This window comes from Saccharopolyspora griseoalba, from assembly GCF_042665275.1.
Taxonomy (GTDB): Bacteria; Actinomycetota; Actinomycetes; order Mycobacteriales; family Pseudonocardiaceae; genus Saccharopolyspora; species Saccharopolyspora griseoalba.
This window is the reverse complement of record NZ_JBHTCJ010000002.1, coordinates 433,050-453,142: the sequence shown is the minus strand read 5'-3', so window position 1 is coordinate 453,142 and position 20,093 is coordinate 433,050. Positions and strand designations below refer to the sequence as shown.

The following is a 20,093-nucleotide window of genomic DNA, read 5'->3' as shown; positions in this document are numbered from 1 at the left end:
GGCGATGTCTCCGCTGTCGTCGGACGACCTGCGCGCAATTCGCGAGGAGTTGAACGAGGGGACCTCCCCCGTCGTGTGGTTCACCAGTTCGGCTGTCGGGGTCACCGAAGGCCGCTCCGGCAAGGTGATCGCGCTCAACGAACCGGCCGAAGGCGACTTCATCCAGGTCCGCCCGGCCAGTTCGAAGGACGTGCTGTCCTTCTCGACAGCGGAGCTGACCAGGGTCAAGCCGCCGCGCAAGAAACCGGCGCCCGAGCCGGCGCCGGCGAAGAACTCCAGGGGGCGGACCGAAAAGCCGGCCGCCGAGGCCGGCAAGCCCGGCTCCAGGGCGGCTTCGGTGCCGGCGGCCAAGCCGCGCACCGAGGCCACCGCGAAACCCGCGGACGAACCTGCCCAGCCCGGGGCCGCCAAGGCCGCGGACAAGCCGCGTCCGTCGAATCAGGCGAGCTCCGCGCGCTCCAAGCAGCGGCAGTCCAAGCCCGCGACCGGCGGCGCCACGGTGACCTTGACCGCTGACCCGGACGGGCAGTGGACCGTCGAGGTCAGCACGCCGAAGAAGCGCGTGGTCAAGCCGACGCAGGTCTCGGTCAACGCCGTGCAGCAGGCAGCTCGTATGCTGCACGAGGACGTGTCCGCGGCGGTGGAACCGGTCATCGAAGCAGCGCGCGAACAGCACCGCGCCCGGGTGGAGGCGTTGCGCGCCGAGCTGGAAGCCGCGCAGGCGGCGCTGGAAGAACTCGGCGACTGACCCCAGTGCAGCGAAGGGCCACTCCGCGTTTGGCCGCGGAGTGGCCCTTCGCGCGCGCTGATCCGCCCGGGGCTGGGTGAGCAAGGGAACCTTTCTCCTAGACGCCCCGGGCCCGACTGCTGCTAGTTCTCGATGACGTCGAGCTTGCTCAGGGTCCGATCGCCTCGGTCGGTCGGCGGGATCTGGTCGTAGGCGGCCGGATCGAGGTTCTCGATCTCACCTGCGGCCAGGCCGGAGAGGATCCCGTCGAGACCGATGTAGACGGTTTCGGTCAACAGTTCCCGGTCCTGCTCGCCGAGCGTTTGGGTCTGGCCGCGAACCTCGAACAGCACCGCGCCGCTGCCGTTTAGCTGAAAGGTTCCCAAGCCCGTGCCCGGCAGGTTGATGTCCTGCGGGTACAGCGTGATGTCGCCGAACGCGGGATTGCGCTCCGAGGCTTCCTGCAACGCGTTGTACGCGGCGACGTTGAGCTGCTTGGAGTACTCCGGCCGATAGGTGTCGGCGTGGTCGGCGAACTGCGAGCCCTCGGGGCTCGACGGGTCGGCGACGAACTTCCCGGACAGGCTCATGGTCACGAACCTGTCGGTATCGGGGACCGTGTAGCAGGCGCCCTGGTGGTGCAGGTCGATGTAGGTGTCGACGTTGCCGAACTCGGCCTGCAACCCGCGGTAGACGTCCCGCACGGTTTGGGTCTCCGGGGTGATGAACCAGCCTGGGCGGTCGCTGCTGCCCGGGAAGTCGTTGGGACGCGGCCGGTAGTCCAGGTTCGGGTTGTAGTCGCGGTTGACGTCGAAGCCCGGACGCTGCGAGTAGTCGTCGCCCTGCCGCTGGCCGGTCATGTAGTTCCACGGCGGCTCGGCGGCCGCCAGCTGCGGGAACCGGGCCTGGGCTTCCTCCCAGCGCATGTCATTTCCGCGCCGGTCGAGCGAGGCGCCATCCGGGTTGATCTTCGGCAGTGCCGCCACGGTGAGCTGATCGCGGACTCGCTGCGCTGCAGGCGAGGGCGAAGTCCCCAGGTAGTTGAGCATGTCCAGCACCGCGTCCGGCCCGGTCTTCTCGTTGCCGTGGATTTCGGCGGTGATGAACACGACCTTGGGTCCTGTGCCGACGCGTGCCAGCGGGATGTCGCGGCCCTGGTTGGACTGACCCACCGATTCGACGCTCACCTTCCCCTCGCTGACCTGCTCGATGCGATCGAGCTCGAACAGCATTTCCTCGTGGCTGGTGAACTCGGTGATCGGGTTCGATCGCGGTTCCTCACTGCACGGGGGAGGGGCAGCCGCGGTCGGGGGAGCGGACGCGGTCGTCGGCACGAACGCCGACCCCGCCACGAGACCCGCCAACGCCAGTGCACGTATCCGGTACATGCAACGTCTCCTTGCCGAGTGCGGAAAAGAGCTCCGGAACCAGCCCAGCCAAGACCATCGACATCAACCGCACAATCGGCCAGGAGTGGACAACTCCGGCAAGGCGAGCTCACCCGGAATGGACACGCCGGCCCGCCACCACATATCAAGAACTCGTGCGCACACCCATCGATCCCGCCACCCCGCTGCGCAGTCGCTCGCTGCGCTTTCTGCTGGTCGCCACAGTGGGAGGGTTCTCCGGCTACGCGCTGCTGTTACCCGTGGTGCCGCTGTGGGCGGTCGCCGGCGGCGCGGGAGAAACCGCAGCGGGGGCCACGAACGCGGTGTTCATGCTGGTCACGGTGCTTACGCAGCTGGCCATGCCGTGGGCGCTCACGCGCATCGACGTCCGAGGACTCTTCGCCGCGGGCACGGTGCTGATCGGGGCGCCGACGCCCTTGTACGCGCTCTCGTCGGAGCTGTGGATGTTGCTCGCGGTGTCGGCGCTGCGAGGGGTCGGGTTCGGGTTGCTGACCGTCACGGGATCAGCCCTCGTCGCCGAGCTCGTTCCGGTGGCGCAGCGGGGTCGTGCCGCAGGCCTCTACGGCCTGGCGATCGGCCTGCCCAACGTCGTCCTGCTCCCGGCGGGCGTGTGGTTGAGCGAGCACATCGGGTTCGCTCCGCTGTTCTGGGGCGCAGGGGTGCTCCCGGTGGTCGCCGCCGCGTCGGTGCTGGGCATCGCGCAAGTGCACGTCGGTGCCCCGGAGCACGGGGAGCGCCCGACCGGGATGGTCGCGTTGCTCCCGTGGTGGGTCGTGATGGTCGTGGTCACGGCTTCCGCGGGAGGGCTCACGGCGTTCGTGTCGATGGCCATCGATCCGACCTTGGCTTCGCTGGCCCTGCTTGCCTTCGGCGGCGCGGGAATGATCGGCAGGTGGGCGGCCGGCCGGCTGGGAGATCGCTTCGGGCAGCGCGGCGTGCTGGCGCCTTCGATCATCATCGGCGCGGTCGGCTTCGCGCTGCTGGCGGTGGCGGCGTGGCTGTCCGGACCGGTGGCGCTGGTGGGTGCGGCCCTGTTCGGCCTCGGGTTCGGCGCGGTGCAGAACACGACTCTGGTGCTGATGCTCGAACGCGTCGATTCGGGCTCGGCGAGCACCGCGTGGAACATCGCCTTCGACGGCGGGCAAGGGCTCGGTGCGATCGGCTTCGGGGCGTTGATCTCCGGGCTCGGCTTCTCGCCCACCTTCGCGCTCGCGGCAGCGTTGATCCTCGCCAGCCGCTTCGTGATGGGGCTGCGGGTGCGGCTTTGAGCAGGGGAACCTTCCTGTCACCGGAGTGGCAGAAGTGCTCCCCTGTGGTGTTGCGCACACAAAGCGGTCGCGCGGGTGCCCGCAGGCGGTGCCGTGCGAACGGGCGGGACACCGCGGACGCGGCGGGGGCACTAGAATCGGCGGCGTGTTGCGCAGCCTGTTGACCCCACGTTGGCTGCTTTTGCATCTGCTGTTCATCGTGGTCACGATCGCCACCGGCTTCCTGGCCGTGTGGCAGTGGGATCGCGCGCACGATGCAGGTGGGAGCTTCCAGAACCTCGGGTACGCGCTCCAGTGGCCGCTGTTCGGCGCCTTCACGATCTTCCTGTGGATCCGCGTGATCCGCATGGACCTGGATCAGCGGAAGGAGCAGGACGGCTCCCTCGAACCGGATGCGGACCAAGACTCCGAGCGCGAACCGCCGGAATCGGCGGAGCGGTCCGCACCGCGGCGCAAGCGACCGCTCGTTCCGCCTCCCGCGCCGCGGGTCGATGCCGAGGAGGACCCCGAGCTCGCCGAGTACAACCGGTACCTGGCTGAGCTCAACGATTCCGACAAGCGTTAGTTGAACGTGATCCCGCCGTTGATCTCGCGGGTCTGCACCAGGTTCTGCACCGTTCCGTGGTTCACGTTCGTCACGTTGTTGCTGGCGATGATCTCGCTGTGCACCGGTTCACCCTCGCGGCGCAGCTCGTCGGAGAACTCCGGGTCCTCAGCGCAGGCCTGGTCGAGGCGTTCGGCGAGTGCGGAGATCTGCTCCTGACCCGCGTCAGGTCGTTCGGCCGCCTCGAGTGCTGCCTGGGTCTGCGGATCCTGCTCGGACCGGCGACGCACCAGGTCGCGCACCTTGCCCAGCGCCGCCGCGCCAGCGGCACCCAGGGCTGCTGCGGCCTGCCCGCCGAGCGCGGTGGCCAGGGAATCGAGGAACGGGTCGCCGGTCATGTGCCCTCCGCGGTCGGGTGCGATGCATGGGAACTTCTCTGTCGCGCAGTGTAGTCGGTTGATCTTCCTTCGTGTCTGGTTCCGATTTCTCGCGGCTTGGCGGTACGCCGTCACATCGGCGGCATGTGATATCAACGCAGTGGCTGACGACTAAGCGAAACAGGCGGAGATCGGCTTCGTTTGGTCCGATTGGGTGGCTTTTTCCGGTCGATCGGACCGGTGTACCGGGCGTGGGCGTTCACCCGGCCCGCGTCGGTGGCCGGGTCTTGCGGACACTTTGGTGATAGGGGCTGGCGTGCGCAGCGGCGTGCTGTTGAAAATGTTCGGATTGTGCGTCCTGGCCGGCGTGCTGGTCGCGGCGCTCTTGCTGCCTGCGGCCACCGGAACCGGGGCGGTGGTCAACCAGTCCTCCGACGCCATCGACCGGATGTCGAGCTCGCTCGCGAAGCGGGAGATGCCGCTGGTGTCGACGGTGACCGACCGCAACGGAAAGCCGATCGCCTACTTCTTCAACCAGTACCGGGTGGAGACCAAGCCCGGGCAGATCTCCGACAGCATGAAGGCCGCGATCACCGCGGTCGAGGACAAGCGGTTCTGGCATCACGAGGGCGTTGACTGGCACGGGACGATGCGCGCGCTGGCCAAGAACGCCGCCAGCGGTCAGACCGCGCAGGGTGCCTCGACGATCACCCAGCAGTACGTGAAGAACTACTTGGTGCACGTCACGGCGCGCAACGCGATGGAGGCCGAGAAGGCCAAGGAGACGACGGTCGCGCGCAAGCTGCGCGAGGCCAAGCTGGCCGTCGAGCTCGAGCGCACCATGAGCAAGGAGGAGATCCTCACCGGTTACCTCAACGTGGTGCCGTTCGGCAATCAGACCTTCGGGGTCGGAGCGGCCGCGCAGACCTACTTCGGCACCACGCCCGACAACCTGAGCATCTCGCAGTCCGCCCTGCTGGCGGCGATCGTGAACCAGCCCGGCGCGCTCAACCCCGAAACCAACCCGGCCGATGCCCTGGCGCGGCGCAACTTGGTCATCGACCTCATGGCCGATCCGCGCAACGACATCCGGATCACCAAGGAGGATGCCGAGCGGGCCAAGAAGGAGCCGCTCGGCGTGCTCTCGCCGCTCGGCCGCCCGCCGAACGGCTGCGTCGGCACCGGTGACAGCGAGACCGACGGGTTCTTCTGCACCTACGTCGAGAACTACCTCGACCGCCACGGCGTCAGTTCCGATCAGCTCGAGAACGGCGGCTACACGATCCGCACCTCGCTGGATCGCACGGCATCCGACGCCGCCAAGCAGGCCGCCGAGAGGTACGTCCCCACCCAAACCGACGGCATCGCCAACGCGATGGCCGTAGTGGAACCGGGCAAGGACAAGCACAAGGTCCGGGCGCTGGCGGCCAACCGCGACTTCGGCAACGACGCGAGCAAGGGCCAGACCGCCTACGACATCGTCAGTAGGACGGTTCCCTTCGGCGCGGGCTCGATCTACAAGATATTCACCTCGGCCGTCGCGCTCGAGCAGGGCATGAGCATCTACGACACGGTCGACGTTCCCGCCAGCTACACCTCGCGCGTGTACAAGAACGGCTGTTGCTCGCCGTACACGGTGCAAAACGCCGAAGGCGTGGATTCGGGCCCGCGGACGTTGCAGATGGCGCTGGCCACGTCGCCCAACACCGCCTTCGTGAAGCTGCAGGAGCAGGTCGGGCTGAACAACGTCGTGGACATGGCCTCCCGCCTGGGGCTGCGGCACGCCATGGGTCAGGTCAACATGCTCGGCCGCCAGCTGGACTCGGACGGCTCCAACGGGCCCTCGGTCGCTGACACGGTCAAGCAGCGCAACCTGGGTGGTTTCACCCTCGGGTTCACCCCGACCAACGTGCTCGAGCTGTCCAACGTCGCGGCCACGATCATGAGCGACGGCGTCTACTGCCCGCCGTCGCCGATCGAGGAGATCACCGACCGCGACGGCAACCCGATCCCGCTGCAGGAGGCCGGCTGCGAGCAGGCCCTGCGGCCGGACGTGGCGCACCAGCTCGCGCAGGGGCTGGCCAAGGACGACACCGAGGGAACCTCGCGGGTCGCGGCCAAGGCCGCGCACTGGAACCGGCCGATGATCGGTAAGACGGGAACCACCAGCGCGCACCAGTCGGCGGCGCTGCTCGGTGCGACCCCGCAGATGGCCGGTGCCGTGCTGACCTACGCCGACGGGCGCAAGCCGGAAGGCATTTGCGATGCCGGTGGTGACAACCCGCCGTACCTGTGCGGTGACGAAGGGAACATTTACGGCGGCAAGGTGCCGGCGCGGACGTGGTTCGACGCGATGATGAAGATCCACGAAGGGCTGCCGGTCGCTCCGCTTCCCGGTTCGCCACCGCCCCCTGGACGCTGAGCCGTGAGCAAGGGAACCCTCCAGCCAGTCGATGGCCGGAGGGTTCCTTTGTTTTCCGACCTGATGCTTAATGTCCTTTAAGGAAGCATTGGCAAAATGCAGTCGTGGGTTACCAGCAAGATCGAGTGGATGTCCGCGGTACCACCTGGTTCGTCGCGATCGCCATTGTTCCGGCCTGGTTGATGTCGGTGCCCTTGTTCGTCACCGGCGAGGGGCTGTCGTGGTCCGGAGCTCCGTACGCACTCACCGGAATGATGTTCATGCCAGCGCTGGCGGCTCTGGTGGTCAACAAATGGATCAGTCCCGCTCCGAAACCGCTGCGCGCGACTGGCCTCACCAATCCCGGCGGCCTCAAGAAGTGGTGGCACTACGCGCTGCTCGCCTGGTTCGGCCCGCCCCTGATCGCGATGCTCGCGCTCGTGGTCGGCCACATGCTCGGCGTCTACCACGCGGATTGGACCGGTTTCTCCGGTCTCGCCGAGCGGTCCGGTACTGACGTGGTGGGGCAACCCGATTCCCAGGGGGTGCCCATGCCCCTGGTCCTGACGCAGCTCGGTCAGGTCTTCCTGCTGGGTTGGGTGCAAACGATTCCCGCGCTGGGTGAGGAACTCGGGTGGCGCGGTTACCTGGCCAAGGCGCTGCTGCCCCTCGGCCAGCCGGGAGCGTTCGTGACCACCGGCGTGCTCTGGGGGCTCTGGCACGCGCCCATCTTGATCCTCGGCTACAACTACCCGAACGTGCCGGTCGTGGTCGCGTTCATCATGATGGTCTGCTTCTGCGTGCTGGTCGGAACGCTGCTGAGCTGGATCCGGCTTTCCTCCGGGAGCGTGTGGCCCGCCGCGATCGCGCACGGTTTCCTCAACTCCGCGGGAGCTCTCGGCGGGATCTTCGCCGCGGCGGGACATCCGATCGACAACGTGCACGTCGGCCTGCTCGGCTGGAGCGGCTGGATCGTGCTGGCGCTGGTGATCTTGATCCTGATGCTGCTCGGGAAGCTCCCGGTCCGGTTCGCCCAGGCGCCGCGGGCGGGTATCAGCAGAGGGGTCAACAGGCTGAGCCGGAAGGGTTGAGCAAGGGAACCTCTCGATCAGGGGTCCGTGAAGATCGGAAGCCGAGCGGGCCGCCGCAGGCGTGAAACCATGGAGCCATGGTGACGAGTCTGCTGCCCTCCACCCAGCGCGCGCTGCTGCGGCGCCTGGCCGTGGAGCAGAGCGAAAACCGGGTTCCCTCGCTCATCGCTGGTCTGGTGCGCGACGGGGAGACGATTTGGGTCGATTCCAGGGGACAGGTCGATGGTGCCCCTGCCACGACCGATACCCAGTACCGCGTCGGGTCGATCACGAAGACGTTCGTCGCGGTGCTGGTGATGCGTCTGCGCGACGAAGGTCTGCTCGACCTGGCTGATCCGCTCGACCGCTACGTCCCCGGCACATCGATCGGCCAGCGCAGCATCGGAGCCCTCCTGTCGCAATCCAGCGGACTGACCGCCGAGCCCGCAGGGGAGTGGTGGGAGCGAACTCCGGGAGGCAGCGCGGAAGAACTGCTGTCGAGCATCGACGACTCCGCGCTGCGGCCGCCACCCCGGCACGGTTTCCACTACTCGAACGTGGGGTTCGGTGTCCTGGGCGAGCTCGTCGCGCGCATCCGCGGTGCTGCCTGGCACGAGGTCATGCAGCGGGAGGTTCTCGACCCGCTGGGGATGACCCGCACAACTCTCAGCCCGGTGGCCCCGCATGCCCAGGGCTACGGCGTGCACCCGTGGGCGGATGTCCTGCTGCCCGAGCCGGCCGAGGACGCCGGGGCGATGGCGCCTGCGGGGCAGCTGTGGTCGACGTTCGACGATATGGCCAGGTGGGCCAGGTTCGTCGGGGGTGACACCGGCGATGTGCTGCACCCGGACACCGTCGCCGAGATGAGAGTTCCCGGCTCGGTCGACGACGGGCCGCAATGGCGCGCCGGCTACGGCTTGGGTCTTCAGCTGGCGCGGCACAACAACCGCCGCCTGGCGGGTCACACCGGTTCGATGCCGGGGTTCCTGGCAACGGTCTGGACCGATCCGGAGGACGCGACCAGTGCGATCTTCATGGCCAACACCACTGCAGGCGTCAATGGCGCGCTGCTCACCGATCTGCTCGACACGCTCGGCGAGCTCGAATCGCGGATCCCGAAGCCGTGGCAGCCGAACCCGGAAGTCGACACGACGCTGCTCGAGCTGACCGGCGAGTGGTACTGGGGCCCGTCCCCGTACGTGCTCAAGCTGCTCAGCAACGGCCTGCTCGACCTGGTGCCCGGGCACGGACGGCGCGGACGGGCCTCGCGGTTCAAGCCCAACGGTGACGGGACCTGGACGGGGCTCGACGGCTACTACTCGGGCGAGATCCTGCGGGTCGGACGTGGCGCTGATGGCAAGCCCACGCACCTGAACCTGAACACGTTCATCTTCACCCGCACCCCGTACGACACCGATGCCCCGGTACCGGGCGGGGTCGCCGGCTGGCGCCCGGCGGGCAGCTGAAGCGGTGAAACCGGCAGGGGAACCTCGCTGTTGGTGATGCACGCAAGGTTCCCCTGCTCAGGTCGGCCGGTGAATTTTTTCGCAGAAGGTCGGCCGTGCTGCATTCTGAGGGCATGAGCACCACCGACTTGTCGATCAACGGGAGCTGGAGCATCCCGCAGGGCGAGCTGTTCGAACGCTTCTCCAGGTCGTCGGGGCCCGGTGGGCAAGGAGTCAACACGACCGATTCCCGCGTTGAACTATCGTTCGACCTGGCCGAGGCGGAATCGGTTCCAGAGGCGCTGCGTCGCCGCGCGCTGGAACGCCTTCAGCACCGCCTGGTCGACGGTGTGATCACCATTTCGGCATCCGAATTCCGGTCCCAACTGGCCAACCGGCAGGCCGCGCGGGAACGCCTCGCCGAGGTGCTGAGCAAGGCGGTTGCGCCTGCCCCGCCCAAGCGGCGGCCCACCAAGCCCACCAAGGGCTCGCAGCGCCGTCGGCTGGCGGGCAAGAAGCGCCGCTCCGAGATCAAGAAAAACCGTCGCCGCGGTGATCCCGGCGATGCTTGAGCTGCGGAGACGCTGCTGACCGCTAGGCTTCTGCTGCAGACGAGCGCAGAAAGGACATGGGCATGCGCACCGCATGGGTCTTGCCGGGCGGCTCCACGTTCGGCGCGATTCAGGCCGGGCTGGCCTCGGCGCTGTTCGAGGCAGGCGTCGAGCCTGATCTGCTCGTGGGCACCTCGGCGGGCTCGCTCAACGCGGCTTGGCTGGCAGGCGACCCCACTTCCCGCGGCGCGGCGAAGCTGCGCGAACTGTGGATGACCATGCGCCGCTCGGACGTGTTCCCGATCCAACCGACGAGGGTCCTGGCAGGCAAGCTGGGTCTGTCCAACCACGTGATGGGCAATCACGGCTTGGCTCGCTGGCTGTTCAACAACCTGCCCTTCCGGCGCCTGCAGGACGCCAAGGTCCCGGTCACGGTGACCGCCACTGATCTCGACACCGGCGATGCGGTGTACTTCGAGAGCGGGCCAGCGCTACCGCCGCTGGTCGTTTCTTGCTCCATCCCCGGGATGTTCCCTCCCATCCAGGTCGGGGACCGCTGGTTGGTCGATGGCGGGCCGGCGGCGTTCATGCCGATCAGCCGCGCTGTGGAGCAGGGCGCCGAGCGGGTGTTCGTGCTGCCCTGCGGGGGCACCGAGCCCTTCGACATCAGCAGCGGAGGCGAGCGGCGCGGCGTCGGATCGATCGCGACCTGGCCACCGCCGAAAACCCCGCCGCGTTCGGTCGGTGCTGTCAACGGCTCGGCGCTGGGAGCGGCGATGGTTTCAGCTGCACGCCTGGACATGCAGCTCAACGCCTCCCGTTGCGAGCTCTACGTGCTGCCCGCGCCTTCTGTTGTGGGGCTCTCGCCGTATTCGTTCGCGCACTCCCGCGCGCTGATTGACGAATCCTGGCAGGTCGCCCGCGAGTGGTACCCCAACGCCGCACGTGTACCCGACGAACCGGTCGACATCGCGGGCAAACCGGTGCGCAGCGGCGAGTTCGGGGTCACCGACACCGCTCCCGCTACGTCCTGACAGCAGCCCTGGGCAGGAGTCTGCTCAGGAGCGCTCGCCGCAGGAATCTGGTCGTGCTGCCCTGCGGGGATTTGGCACGTGGCCGTTCGGCGGGGCGCGCCGGGGCCGGATGCGGACGCGCGACGCGGCTGCGCTCGGCGCGCAGGATGGCGCGCGGCAGCGCGGTGCCCCGACGGCTGCCCGCCCCCATTTCGGCGACGAGCTCGTCGAACTCGCAAACCCCTTCCTTGCTGATGGCCTCGAGCAGCAGCTCTCTGGTCAGCGCTGTGGTCTGCCAGCTCCGTGCGCCGTCCATCACGGCGCGAACGGGTGGAGCGACCGGGATGCCGTCGACCATCACAGGTCGGGGGAGCCGGGTGGTGCGCTCGAACCGGGTTCCAGCGTAGCTCTGGATCTTGCGGCCGTGCGGGATGAGGATGTGGACTTCGGCGTCCTCGGGCGGGGATTTCAACCCGTGAAGTCTCGCCGCGTGCAGCCCGGTGACCATCGCGCCGGGGCCTGCGCGCAGCAGCGCGGCTTCGATGCGATCTCGAACGGTGGGCGCGTCGGCGGCGACCAGCACAACGCCGGGAGCCAGCCGCGTCCACGGGCCATCTGCCCGCGCCCAGCGGTAGGCCTTCGACTGGCTGACGCCGTGCTCGTCGAGTTCGGCGACGCGATAGACCCGCTTGGGGAGCTCCAGGGCGGCGGCTTTGGCGAGGATGGTGTTCGTCATGCACCGCACTATCCGGATGTTCGCGCGCAAGCCCGGCATTTTCGCTCTCGTTGTGTCGGGCGCACGACAGGTGTGGCGGTGAGCTTGGGAACCTTTCTCGCAGAATTTGCGAGGGAGGGGAGATTGGTTCCCAACCTCACCGCCACAAGTCGACGCTGGCCGGGGAGCTAAAAACGGACCAGCGCCGGACTGGGGGTCTCAGCGCGTGGCCGAGAGGTTGTTCTGCTGCTGCTCGGGGGCGTTCTGCATCCACCACTGCATCGCGTACTCGACCAGCCGGATAAGCGACTGCTTGGTGGATTCGCGGTTGCGCGCATCGCAGGTCACGATCGGGACGTCGTCGGGGATGGCCATGGCCTCCCGGACCTCCTGCACGCGGTGGTGCAAGGTGCCGTCGAAGCAGTTCAGGCCCACGATGTAAGGAAGCTTCCGGTCCTCGAAGAAGTCGATCGCCGAGAAGCAGTCCGCCAGCCGGCGAGTGTCGACCAGCACGACCGCGCCGATCGCGCCGCGCACCAGGTCATCCCACATGAACCAGAAGCGGTGCTGTCCGGGAGTTCCGAACAAGTACAGGACCAGGTCCTCGTCGAGCGACAACCGGCCGAAGTCCATCGCCACGGTGGTGGTGGTCTTGTCGGGGGTCGCGCGCACGTCGTCGATGCCCGAGCTCGCCTCGGTCATCACCGCCTCGGTGGTCAGCGGCACGATCTCCGACACCGATCCGACGAAGGTCGTCTTCCCCGCGCCGAACCCACCCGCGACGACGATCTTGGCCGAGGTTGCGGCCGGTGGGTGGGGTGCATCGGCCCGGCGAGGTTGCGTATCAGGTTTCAATTCTGCCCACTCATTCCTCGAATAAGGCTGCGAGTCTGCTGCTCGTGCGTTGCCCGGTGACACCGCGCGAGCGCGGGTCTCAAAGCCGACGCAGTCCACTCAGAACCCGCTCCATCAACAGGAAGTGCGACGAACTGCTGCTGTCGCTGACGGTCTCGTGCACGGTGATCAGACCGAGGTCGGCCATGTCGCTGACCAGAACCTTCGCCACGCCGAGCGGAACCGCCAGCAACGCGCCCACTTCGGCCAGCGAGCGCGGATGCTTGCAGATCTCGGCGATGGTGTGGTGCTCGGTGCGTCGCAGCCGCTCAGGTCGGCACATCTCGCTCACCGAGACCAGGGTTTCCAGCTCGAGCGCGCGGTTCGACCGGGTCCGCCCGCCCGTCCACGCGTACGGGCGGATGTAGGCGGCTTGCTCCTCGTCTGCCTCCACCGCGACCGGGTGCGGGTCGGAGGTGGGAGCTGTGCGGGTGAACCCGGTCACGGGACCGGGGTCCTGCGTCGGCCAGGGCTGCGCCGACCGTTCTCCTGCACCGGCCCCGGCCTCCTTCTCCGATGGCTGGGGTGCGCCCTGCGGTCCGGGGTCCTCCTGCGCACGTTTCCGGCGTCGACCGCGACGTCGGCCGCTGTCCAGGGTGAACCGGGCGAAGACCTCCGCGACACCATCGCTGTCGGAATCGTCGGGGCGCCGGTGCTGCCCAGCGGGGTCCGGACCTGTGCTCATAGCTTCCTCACACCGTCTGCCCAGTCATCATGCGAGAGGTTCCCTGCAGCTGGGAACGCAGCTCCGGGGTCAGGATCTGACCGACGCGCTCGACGAGAAGGGCCATTTCGTAGGCGATCAGGCCCATGTCGCAGTGCGGTGCCGCCAGCACCGTCAAGCAGGAGCCGTCGCTGATGGCCATCTGCAGCATCAGGCCGCGGTCCATCTCCACCACGGTCTCGGTGACCGCCCCAGCCTCGAAGCACCGGGCGGCGCCTTGGGTGAGGCTCAGCAGGCCCGAGGCGACGGCGGCGAGCTGGTCGGCGCGGTCGGTCGGAAGTTTCGCCGAGGCGGTCAGCAACAAGCCGTCGGCCGAGACCACCACCGCGTGCGCCACACCGGGAACTCGCTCGGTGAACTCCGTGACGAGCCAACCGAACTGGCTCGGTTGAGCATTCTGGGCGTTCATGGCGCCTCCTTTCTTCCTCACTGATTCGGGGGTCACCGGGATTCGTCGTTGAAGGGCTGCGCGCCGCGGAGCGTGTGCTTCCCTTCGCGCACCCCTCGTTGGAAGCTGGCGAGTCGCCCGCGCATCACGTCCGCGTCTCGCGGCGGTTTGGCCTCGGAGCCGGACCCGTTGCTCAACCCCGCAACCAGCTGCGCCTGCGGAGACCGGCGGGGCAGCCCCGAGGCCGTGAACTCGGAGCCAGCTTCTGCAGCGTCGCCACCAGCGGGTTCCTCGGGTTCTGGTTCCTGGGGCTCCGGTGCAACGATCGGGTCGTTGCCCGCTGCCGCGCTCTGCATCCGGTGCCTGCCGCGACGCACGCCCGCCTGAAAGCTGGCCAGGCGACCACGAGCGAGATCGGGGTCGCGAGCAGGTTTGGTCGGGTTGCCCGCGGTTTCGTTTGCGCTTCCGGCGATCAGATTGGCCCGCGGAGTCCGCACCGGCAGACCTGCGTTGGTGTAGTCGGCGGGCTCGGCCGCAGCGACTTCCTCGGCTCGCTCCCACTCCTGGTCGTTGGCGAACGTCCAGGAAGCGAGACCGGCTGCGTCGGCTTGGGCGGCCGATCGGTCCTCCGACTGCGGTGGCAGGGAGGTTCCCCTGCTCTCCGGCCCGCCGGCGTCTTGCGCGGTGGTCTGCGGCCAGCTGGGTTCGCCCTCGGCGTGCTGCTCGTCGGCCTCCGGCAACTCCTGGAACCACGCCGACGACGACGGGTCGATCATCTCCCCGGTGGCATCGGGAACCTCGACCGGTGGATCGGGCAGCTGCAGCGACATCTCCTGCGTGTTGAACAGGTCATCGGAGTCGGTCTGCGGCGGTCCGCCTTCGCCGGGGCCCCGGAAGAGGTGAAACCCGTTGCGCGAAGGGCTGTGGCTTGCCGCGTCCTGCTCGGCGGCCTCCCAGTCGAACTGCCGGATCAGCGTGTCGTCGTCGTGCGCCGGGCGGTACACACCACCGTTGGTGCGCGGTTCCGGCAGTGCCACGTCGTCGATCAGCAGGTCGACGCCGAGGGTGACCGAGGTCTTGGTCCCGACTCCTTCCGGTCCCTGCTGCAACCGCACCTCCACGCCGTGTCTGCGGGCGAGGCGCCCCACCACGTACAGGCCCATGCGCCGCGAGGTCGACAGCTTGAGGTCCTCGGCGCTGGACAGCCGGTGGTTGGCATCGGCGATCTCGGTCTCGTTCATCCCGATGCCCTCGTCGGTGATGTCGATGCGCAACGAGGCGTCCCGGCCCCGCTCGCCGGTGACCACGACCTGGGTGTTGGGGGCGGAGAAGTTCGCCGCGTTGTCCAGCAGCTCGGCCAGCAGCCGCACGAGGTCGCCCGCGGCGTAGCCGACGACCTTGGGCTCCGGCAGTTGCTGGACGTTGACCCTCGGGTAGTGCTCGATCTCCGAGATCGCGGCGCGCAGCAGGTCGGCGGGTGCGGCCGGTTTGTTGAAGCGGCGCGCGAGGTCTGCGCCGGAGAGAACCATGAGGTTCTCGTTGTTGCGGCGCATCCGCGTCGACAGGTGGTCGAGCTGGAACAGCGTGGCCAGCTGGTCCGGATCCTCCTCGTCGCGCTCGAGCTGTTCGAACAGCCGGAGCTGCCGCTCCAAGAGGCTCTGGCTGCGCCGCGAGACGTTGACGAACGAGTCGCTGTAGCTGCGACGCAGCTCTGCCTGCTCGGATGCCAGGTTGACCGCCTGGGTGTGCACGTCGTCGAAGGCCCGTGCCACTTCGCCGATCTCGTCGGTGGTGTCCACCGGGACCTGCTTGACCGAGGAATCCGGTGTGCGCCCGGCCCGGATGTCGGCGACCGCATCGGGCAGCTGGTGGTTGGCGGTGTCCAGCGCGCTGCGGCGCAGCACGTCCAGGGAGCTGAGCAGGTGGCGGGCGATCACGACCACGATCGCGCCGAACAACAGCAGCGCCGAGAGCAGGATCACCGACTGCAGCCCGGCGAGGTTGCTGGCGTTGTCCTGCAGCGTGAACGCGGTGTCGTGGAGCTGCTTCTCCAGATGGCTCTGCAGGCCTTCCAAGGCCTTCGAGGCGGCCTGGGACTGCTGCTTCCACACCGCCGGCGACACGAGGCCCGACGACAGCTCGGCGCTGGCGTTGTCCCGTTCGGCGATGGCCAGCTGCACCGTGGTTTCCCGAGCGGGCAGCTCGGGAATCGAGTAGAGCTGGTCGTAGTTGTTGCGCTGCTGCGGGTGCGCCGCCGCGCGGAATTCCTGGACGGCAGCGGTGCGCCGGGTCTCGCTAGCAGCCAGGCGCGTCAGGTTGTCCTCGGAGAACTCGCCTTCGGAAAGCCCGGTGAGCACCAGGGTCTGCTGAAGCCGGACCTCCTCGTTGACCTTGGCCAGCTCGTGCACCGTGGTGGCCGTGGAGACCAGCTGCGAGGAGGAGATCTCGCTGATCAGCGTGCGGTCCATGGCCAGCATCGCGTCGATCAGCTTGGTGTAGTAGTTGGTGACGACCCCGGGGTCGGTCTGACCGCCGATGATCTGGGCGCGGAGCACGGCCAGCTGGTTGAACTGCCGGTCGGTTTCCTCCCGTGCGAAGCGGACCGCGTTGGTCTCCAGCGTTGCGCTGAGCTGTCGCCGCGCTTCGTTGAGCGCTTGTTCGGAGACGCCGAAGCGGTTGCGCAGCTCGTCCTGGGACACGGCGGGGTCGTCCGCCAGGTATTCGGCAGCCATGCTGCGCTCGTCCTGGAGCTTGGTGACGGCGCCGCGCACCGCGCTTCCGGCGGTGACGACGCTGTCCATCTGCTCGTACTGGTGCGCTTGCGTGATCTGGCCGCGGATCTGCAGCACGCCCAGCACGATCGCGAAGATCACCGGGACGAGCACGACCGCGGCGATCTTGACGGGAAGCTTCCAGTTCCGCCACTTGGTGATCTTCGATGTGGCGTGCGACCACATGGACGTCCGGGTCGCGTTCGCGGGCGGGTCTTCGAGTCCGCTGCTCACGACGCAGTCCTTTCCCGCGCGGTGAAGCTGTTGTCGCCAACTGCGCGTTCGTGTGGTGGGCATGCGTGCCCGTTCGGGGGTTGCGCGGCAGGTCGTTGGTGGTCGGCGGCGCTGCCTGCGTTTCGGGGGTTTTCGCGGGTGGCGGTGCGGCCTACGGCGGCGTCGTTCGACGGCCTGCGATGTCGGGGGGATCGCGGCGGCATCGAATCGTGTTTGCGCCGGTCGACGGCGTGCAGAACACTACCCGACAGGATTGGAAGATCAACGATCTCGCAGTTGCCGGGATGACCAGGGATTTTGTCGCGCTAAAGATCATCTTGCGCTGGAACTGCCCTGGCAGGGCGCGATTTGGACACTGATCGTGTTCGTTCTTCGCGGCTCGCTCGCAGCTTTAGTCCCTCGATAGGGAGACGCGTGCGAGCTGGGGCGAATTCGGTCGGTGCTGCGTGGAAGGTTCCCTTGATGACCAGGGCCGTCGTGCTGCTCCTGGCGTGGTGAGCTGGGGAGATCGGCCACCGGCGCGGTGAAGGTGAAAGTGCCGCGGCCCTCTGATGGGCTCGCTCAATCGGGCCTACTGCGCGCTTGTGAATGCGAAACGTGATCGGAAGATTCATCAATAGGTGTGGTGTGTCGCTGCGCCGGTCCAGCTTTCGGAGTTCGATGACTAAACTGCCCGTCTGGTTGGCATCGCGAGGCTTGCGGTCGCGGAACACCCGAATCGCCTGATCAAGGACGATCGTGTGCCGGATTCGGTTGTTCGCAACGTCGGGGGATTTCCGGTATCGGCGGATATGGCGCCGGTACAGCTGTATGACCGCTTGGAAGGACGCATGCGCAACGCCACCCAACCCCCGCCTCAGGACGACGCGACGTTCGGACAGATCGACAAGTCCGCGTGGCGCGCCGACATGACCCGGCCGGCCCCGAACTTCCAGCAGATCGTTCAGACCTCCGAGTTCGGCGAGCTGCGCGGTGCGGTGCGCCGCTTCACCTTCCCCATGAGCCTCGCCTTCATCGCCTGGTACCTCTGCTACGTCGTGCTCGCCGCGTACTTCCCTGACTTCATGGGCACCCGCGTCTTCGGCGCGATCAACATCGGCTTGCTCATGGGGCTCGGCCAGTTCGCCAGCACGCTGCTGATCACGGCCTGGTACCTGCGCTACGCGCAGCGCGAGATCGACCCGCGAGTGCGCGACCTCTACGTCGGTGCCACGGGGGAGGAGCCGCGATGATCAACGCCAATCCGGTGCTCAACATCAGCATCTTCGCGGTGTTCGTGCTGGTGACGCTCTTCATCGTGTACCGCGTCAGCAGCGCGGGCACGACCACCGATTACTTCGCCGCGGGATCCGGGTTCACCGGTGCGCAGAACGGAGTGGCGCTGTCGGGCGACTTCCTCTCAGCCGCCTCGTTCCTGGGCATCGCAGGCGCCATCGCCGTGCACGGCTACGACGGGTTCCTCTACTCGATCGGCTTTCTCGTCGGCTGGCTGGTGAACCTGCTCCTGATCGCCGAGCTCCTTCGCAACACGGGGCGGTTCACCATGGGCGACGTGCTCAGCTACCGGATGCAGCAGCGTCCGGTGCGCGCGGCCGCAGCGGTCTCGACCTTGATGATCTCGTTCATCTACATGATCGCGCAGATCGCAGGAGCGGGAAGTCTGGTGGCGCTGCTGCTCAACGTGCACAGCGCCGGCGGTCAAGCTTTGGTGATCGCTGGCGTCGGGGCGCTGATGATCTTCTACGTGCTCGTCGGCGGCATGAAGGGAACTACTTGGGTGCAGATCATCAAGGCCGTCGCGCTGATGCTCTGCGTCGCCATGATCACCCTCTTCCTGCTCGGCAAGTTCGGCTACAGCATGACCTCGCTGATGCAGCACGCCGCCGAGCGCAATCCGCTCGGCGAGCAGATCTTCTCGCCCGGCGCCCAGTACGGGAAGGACGCCATGACCCGGCTCGACTTCGTGTCGCTGTCGTTGGCGCTGGTCCTGGGCGTCGCGGGCCTGCCGCACGTGCTGATGCGGTTCTACACCGTGCCCAACGCGATTCAGGCGCGGAAGTCGGTGGTGTGGGCGACTTGCGTGATGGCCGTCTTCTACCTGTGCACCTTGATCATCGGATTCGGCGCTGCCGCGGTCAGCGGGACCGACGCGATCCTGGCTGCCCCGGGCGGGGAGAACTCCGCAGCGCCGCTGCTGGCATACCGGATCGGTGGCACCGTGCTGCTCGGCGTGGTCGCAGCGGTCGCCTTCGCCACGATCCTCGCGGTCGTGGCCGGGCTGACCCTGACCGCCTCGGCTTCGTTCGCGCACGACGTCTACGCCAACGTGTTCAAGCGGGGCAGGGCCGAACCCGACTCGGAGGTCCGGGTCGCGCGAACGACGGCGCTGGTCGTCGGCGCTACCTCGATCATCGGCGGCATCCTCGTCAACGGGCAGAACTTGGCGTTCCTGGTGTCCTTGGCGTTCGCCTTCGCCGCCTCGGCGAACCTGTCCACGCTGCTGTACTCGCTGTACTGGCGGCGGTTCAACACCCGGGGAACGCTGTGGGGGATCTACGGCGGGTTGAGCACGTGCCTGTTGTTGGTGGTGTTCTCCCCGGTGGTGTCGGGCGCATCGGACTCGATCTTCCCGGGCGTGGACTTCGCCTGGTTCCCGCTGCACAACCCCGGCCTGGTGTCTATCCCGGTGTCGTTCCTGTGCGGCTACGTGGGCACCTTGCTGGGGGAACGCGACGATCCGGAGCGCGCAGCCGAGATGGAGGTCCGCTCGCTCACCGGCATCGGCGCCTCCGGCCGGCGGTGAACGAGCTGGGGAACCTTCCTGTCATTGCGGCGGCAGGAAGGTTCCCGTGCTCCACTCGGTGCGTGCGTGCACCTGTTCGAGACGGCATCCTTGTGGCCGATAGAGCTGGGGGTGGCCACTGATGGGGGCATGGCGGATACGTGCGGCCTGGGAGAGCGATCTCGTCGTCCTTCGGGACGTCGAACGCTCGGCCGGTTACCTCTTCGCCGAGGCGGGCATGGATTTCGTCGCCGAGGACGAGCCGCCGACGGTTGAGGAGTTGCGCGAGTTCGTCGAGTGCGGGCGCGCGTGGGTCGGCGTCGATGGCGAGAACCGTAGCGTGGGCTATTTGCTCGCCGGAGTCGTCGACGGCAACGCGCATCTGGAGCAGGTCTCGGTGCGGCCCGAGCACATGCGTCGCGGAATCGGCCGCGCGCTGCTGGAACGCTTGATCGCTTGGTCGCGTGAGCGCGAACTGCCGGCGATCACCCTGACCACCTATGTCGAGGTGCCGTGGAACGGCCCGTACTACGAGCGCTGTGGGTTCCGGTTCCTCACCGCCGAGGAGGAGACGCCGGGGTTGAGGAGGATCCGCGCGGACGAGATCGCGCGCGGGCTCGACCGGTGGCCGCGGGCGTGCATGCGCAGGGACATCTGACCGGTGGTGCGGCGGTTGAAGTCCGCCTCCGCTGGCGCGGTGCTTGATCAGGGGCGGGTTTTTGTGAACCGAGTCCGTTGACGTGAACTGCACGTGGATCACGGCGGGGCCTGGCCAACCAA

Annotated in this window: 18 protein-coding genes; 11 read left to right on the top strand and 7 right to left on the bottom strand. The window is 67.8% G+C overall.

Annotated elements, in window-relative coordinates:
- Nucleotides 1-4 precede the first annotated feature (4 nt).
- Nucleotides 5-748: a DUF6319 family protein gene (locus ACFQRI_RS06260; protein ID WP_380665400.1), complete on the top strand. Its 744-nt coding sequence runs from the start codon at nt 5-7 to the stop codon at nt 746-748.
- 122 nt (nt 749-870) lie between these two features.
- On the opposite strand, the gene ACFQRI_RS06255 is transcribed toward ACFQRI_RS06260, so the two are convergent.
- Complete coding sequence (locus ACFQRI_RS06255; RefSeq protein WP_380665398.1) at nt 871-1,959, bottom strand: M14 family zinc carboxypeptidase; 1,089 nt, start codon at nt 1,957-1,959, stop codon at nt 871-873.
- 311 nt (nt 1,960-2,270) lie between these two features.
- Between ACFQRI_RS06255 and ACFQRI_RS06250 the strand changes: the two genes are divergently transcribed.
- Both ACFQRI_RS06250 and ACFQRI_RS06245 read left to right on the top strand, forming a co-directional pair.
- On the top strand, nt 2,271-3,404 hold the full coding sequence (locus tag ACFQRI_RS06250) for an MFS transporter (protein ID WP_380665396.1): 1,134 nt from the start codon (nt 2,271-2,273) through the stop codon (nt 3,402-3,404).
- Between the two features lie 145 nt (nt 3,405-3,549).
- Nucleotides 3,550-3,969 (top strand): hypothetical protein, encoded by a 420-nt coding sequence (locus tag ACFQRI_RS06245; RefSeq protein WP_380665394.1) that lies wholly within the window; start codon nt 3,550-3,552, stop codon nt 3,967-3,969.
- Here the strand turns inward: ACFQRI_RS06245 and ACFQRI_RS06240 are convergent.
- Nucleotides 3,966-4,346 carry a hypothetical protein gene (locus ACFQRI_RS06240; RefSeq protein ID WP_380665392.1) on the bottom strand — a complete coding sequence of 127 codons (381 nt, stop codon included), beginning with the start codon at nt 4,344-4,346 and terminating at the stop codon, nt 3,966-3,968. The two genes, ACFQRI_RS06245 and ACFQRI_RS06240, sit on opposite strands and share 4 nt — an antisense overlap.
- Before the next feature lie 319 nt (nt 4,347-4,665).
- Here ACFQRI_RS06240 and ACFQRI_RS06235 point away from each other — a divergent pair, with 319 nt between their 5' ends.
- The 5 genes from ACFQRI_RS06235 (at nt 4,666) to ACFQRI_RS06215 (ending at nt 10,826) form a co-directional block, all read left to right on the top strand.
- Entirely contained in the window at nt 4,666-6,747 is a 2,082-nt protein-coding gene (locus ACFQRI_RS06235) for a transglycosylase domain-containing protein (RefSeq protein WP_380665390.1), read from the top strand.
- A gap of 104 nt (nt 6,748-6,851) precedes the next feature.
- Entirely contained in the window at nt 6,852-7,817 is a 966-nt protein-coding gene (locus ACFQRI_RS06230; RefSeq protein ID WP_380665388.1) for a CPBP family intramembrane glutamic endopeptidase, read from the top strand.
- 77 nt (nt 7,818-7,894) lie between these two features.
- The gene (locus ACFQRI_RS06225) at nt 7,895-9,262 is read left to right on the top strand and encodes a serine hydrolase domain-containing protein (protein ID WP_380665386.1); all 1,368 of its coding nucleotides are present in this window, start codon (nt 7,895-7,897) and stop codon (nt 9,260-9,262) included.
- Between the two features lie 113 nt (nt 9,263-9,375).
- Nucleotides 9,376-9,813 (top strand): alternative ribosome rescue aminoacyl-tRNA hydrolase ArfB, encoded by a 438-nt coding sequence (arfB, locus tag ACFQRI_RS06220; RefSeq protein ID WP_380665384.1) that lies wholly within the window; start codon nt 9,376-9,378, stop codon nt 9,811-9,813.
- Nucleotides 9,814-9,875: 62 nt separating this feature from the next.
- Nucleotides 9,876-10,826, top strand: coding sequence for a patatin-like phospholipase family protein (locus ACFQRI_RS06215; protein ID WP_380665382.1), 951 nt, complete (start codon nt 9,876-9,878; stop codon nt 10,824-10,826).
- Here the strand turns inward: ACFQRI_RS06215 and ACFQRI_RS06210 are convergent.
- The 5 genes from ACFQRI_RS06210 to ACFQRI_RS06190 all read right to left on the bottom strand — a co-directional run bounded on the left by ACFQRI_RS06210 (nt 10,816) and on the right by ACFQRI_RS06190 (nt 16,531).
- Nucleotides 10,816-11,541, bottom strand: a complete 726-nt coding sequence (locus tag ACFQRI_RS06210) for a hypothetical protein (protein WP_380665380.1) — start codon at nt 11,539-11,541, stop codon at nt 10,816-10,818. The two genes, ACFQRI_RS06215 and ACFQRI_RS06210, sit on opposite strands and share 11 nt — an antisense overlap.
- A 198-nt stretch (nt 11,542-11,739) precedes the next feature.
- Nucleotides 11,740-12,375 carry a GTP-binding protein gene (locus ACFQRI_RS06205; RefSeq protein WP_380665378.1) on the bottom strand — a complete coding sequence of 212 codons (636 nt, stop codon included), beginning with the start codon at nt 12,373-12,375 and terminating at the stop codon, nt 11,740-11,742.
- Between the two features lie 79 nt (nt 12,376-12,454).
- Nucleotides 12,455-12,808, bottom strand: a complete 354-nt coding sequence (locus ACFQRI_RS06200) for a DUF742 domain-containing protein (RefSeq protein WP_380665376.1) — start codon at nt 12,806-12,808, stop codon at nt 12,455-12,457.
- A 298-nt stretch (nt 12,809-13,106) separates the two neighbouring features.
- On the bottom strand, nt 13,107-13,547 hold the full coding sequence (locus tag ACFQRI_RS06195; protein WP_380665374.1) for a roadblock/LC7 domain-containing protein: 441 nt from the start codon (nt 13,545-13,547) through the stop codon (nt 13,107-13,109).
- A gap of 32 nt (nt 13,548-13,579) precedes the next feature.
- Entirely contained in the window at nt 13,580-16,531 is a 2,952-nt protein-coding gene (locus ACFQRI_RS06190) for a sensor histidine kinase (RefSeq protein WP_380665372.1), read from the bottom strand.
- An 830-nt stretch (nt 16,532-17,361) separates the two neighbouring features.
- On the opposite strand from ACFQRI_RS06190, the gene ACFQRI_RS06185 reads away from it, so the two are divergent.
- The 3 genes from ACFQRI_RS06185 to ACFQRI_RS06175 all read left to right on the top strand — a co-directional run bounded on the left by ACFQRI_RS06185 (nt 17,362) and on the right by ACFQRI_RS06175 (nt 19,971).
- Entirely contained in the window at nt 17,362-17,763 is a 402-nt protein-coding gene (locus ACFQRI_RS06185) for a DUF485 domain-containing protein (protein ID WP_380665370.1), read from the top strand.
- Nucleotides 17,760-19,334, top strand: a complete 1,575-nt coding sequence (locus ACFQRI_RS06180; RefSeq protein WP_380665368.1) for a solute symporter family protein — start codon at nt 17,760-17,762, stop codon at nt 19,332-19,334. Before ACFQRI_RS06185 ends, ACFQRI_RS06180 begins: the two co-directional genes overlap by 4 nt.
- Nucleotides 19,335-19,455: 121 nt before the next feature.
- On the top strand, nt 19,456-19,971 hold the full coding sequence (locus ACFQRI_RS06175; RefSeq protein ID WP_380665366.1) for a GNAT family N-acetyltransferase: 516 nt from the start codon (nt 19,456-19,458) through the stop codon (nt 19,969-19,971).
- The last annotated feature ends 122 nt before the right edge of the window (nt 19,972-20,093 follow it).

Bases quoted from the DNA above. Each gene is read 5' to 3' on its own strand.
- ACFQRI_RS06215 (WP_380665382.1), top strand. From the start codon at position 9,876: ATGCGCACCGCATGGGTCTTGCCGGGCGGCTCCACGTTCGGCGCGATT.
- ACFQRI_RS06185 (WP_380665370.1), top strand. From the start codon at position 17,362: ATGCGCAACGCCACCCAACCCCCGCCTCAGGACGACGCGACGTTCGGA.
- ACFQRI_RS06260 (WP_380665400.1), top strand. From the start codon at position 5: ATGTCTCCGCTGTCGTCGGACGACCTGCGCGCAATTCGCGAGGAGTTG.
- ACFQRI_RS06225 (WP_380665386.1), top strand. From the start codon at position 7,895: ATGGTGACGAGTCTGCTGCCCTCCACCCAGCGCGCGCTGCTGCGGCGC.
- ACFQRI_RS06175 (WP_380665366.1), top strand. From the start codon at position 19,456: ATGGGGGCATGGCGGATACGTGCGGCCTGGGAGAGCGATCTCGTCGTC.
- ACFQRI_RS06195 (WP_380665374.1), bottom strand. From the start codon at position 13,547: ATGAACGCCCAGAATGCTCAACCGAGCCAGTTCGGTTGGCTCGTCACG.
- ACFQRI_RS06210 (WP_380665380.1), bottom strand. From the start codon at position 11,541: ATGACGAACACCATCCTCGCCAAAGCCGCCGCCCTGGAGCTCCCCAAG.
- ACFQRI_RS06255 (WP_380665398.1), bottom strand. From the start codon at position 1,959: ATGCTGTTCGAGCTCGATCGCATCGAGCAGGTCAGCGAGGGGAAGGTG.
- ACFQRI_RS06180 (WP_380665368.1), top strand. From the start codon at position 17,760: ATGATCAACGCCAATCCGGTGCTCAACATCAGCATCTTCGCGGTGTTC.
- ACFQRI_RS06240 (WP_380665392.1), bottom strand. From the start codon at position 4,346: ATGACCGGCGACCCGTTCCTCGATTCCCTGGCCACCGCGCTCGGCGGG.
- arfB (WP_380665384.1), top strand. From the start codon at position 9,376: ATGAGCACCACCGACTTGTCGATCAACGGGAGCTGGAGCATCCCGCAG.
- ACFQRI_RS06235 (WP_380665390.1), top strand. From the start codon at position 4,666: ATGTTCGGATTGTGCGTCCTGGCCGGCGTGCTGGTCGCGGCGCTCTTG.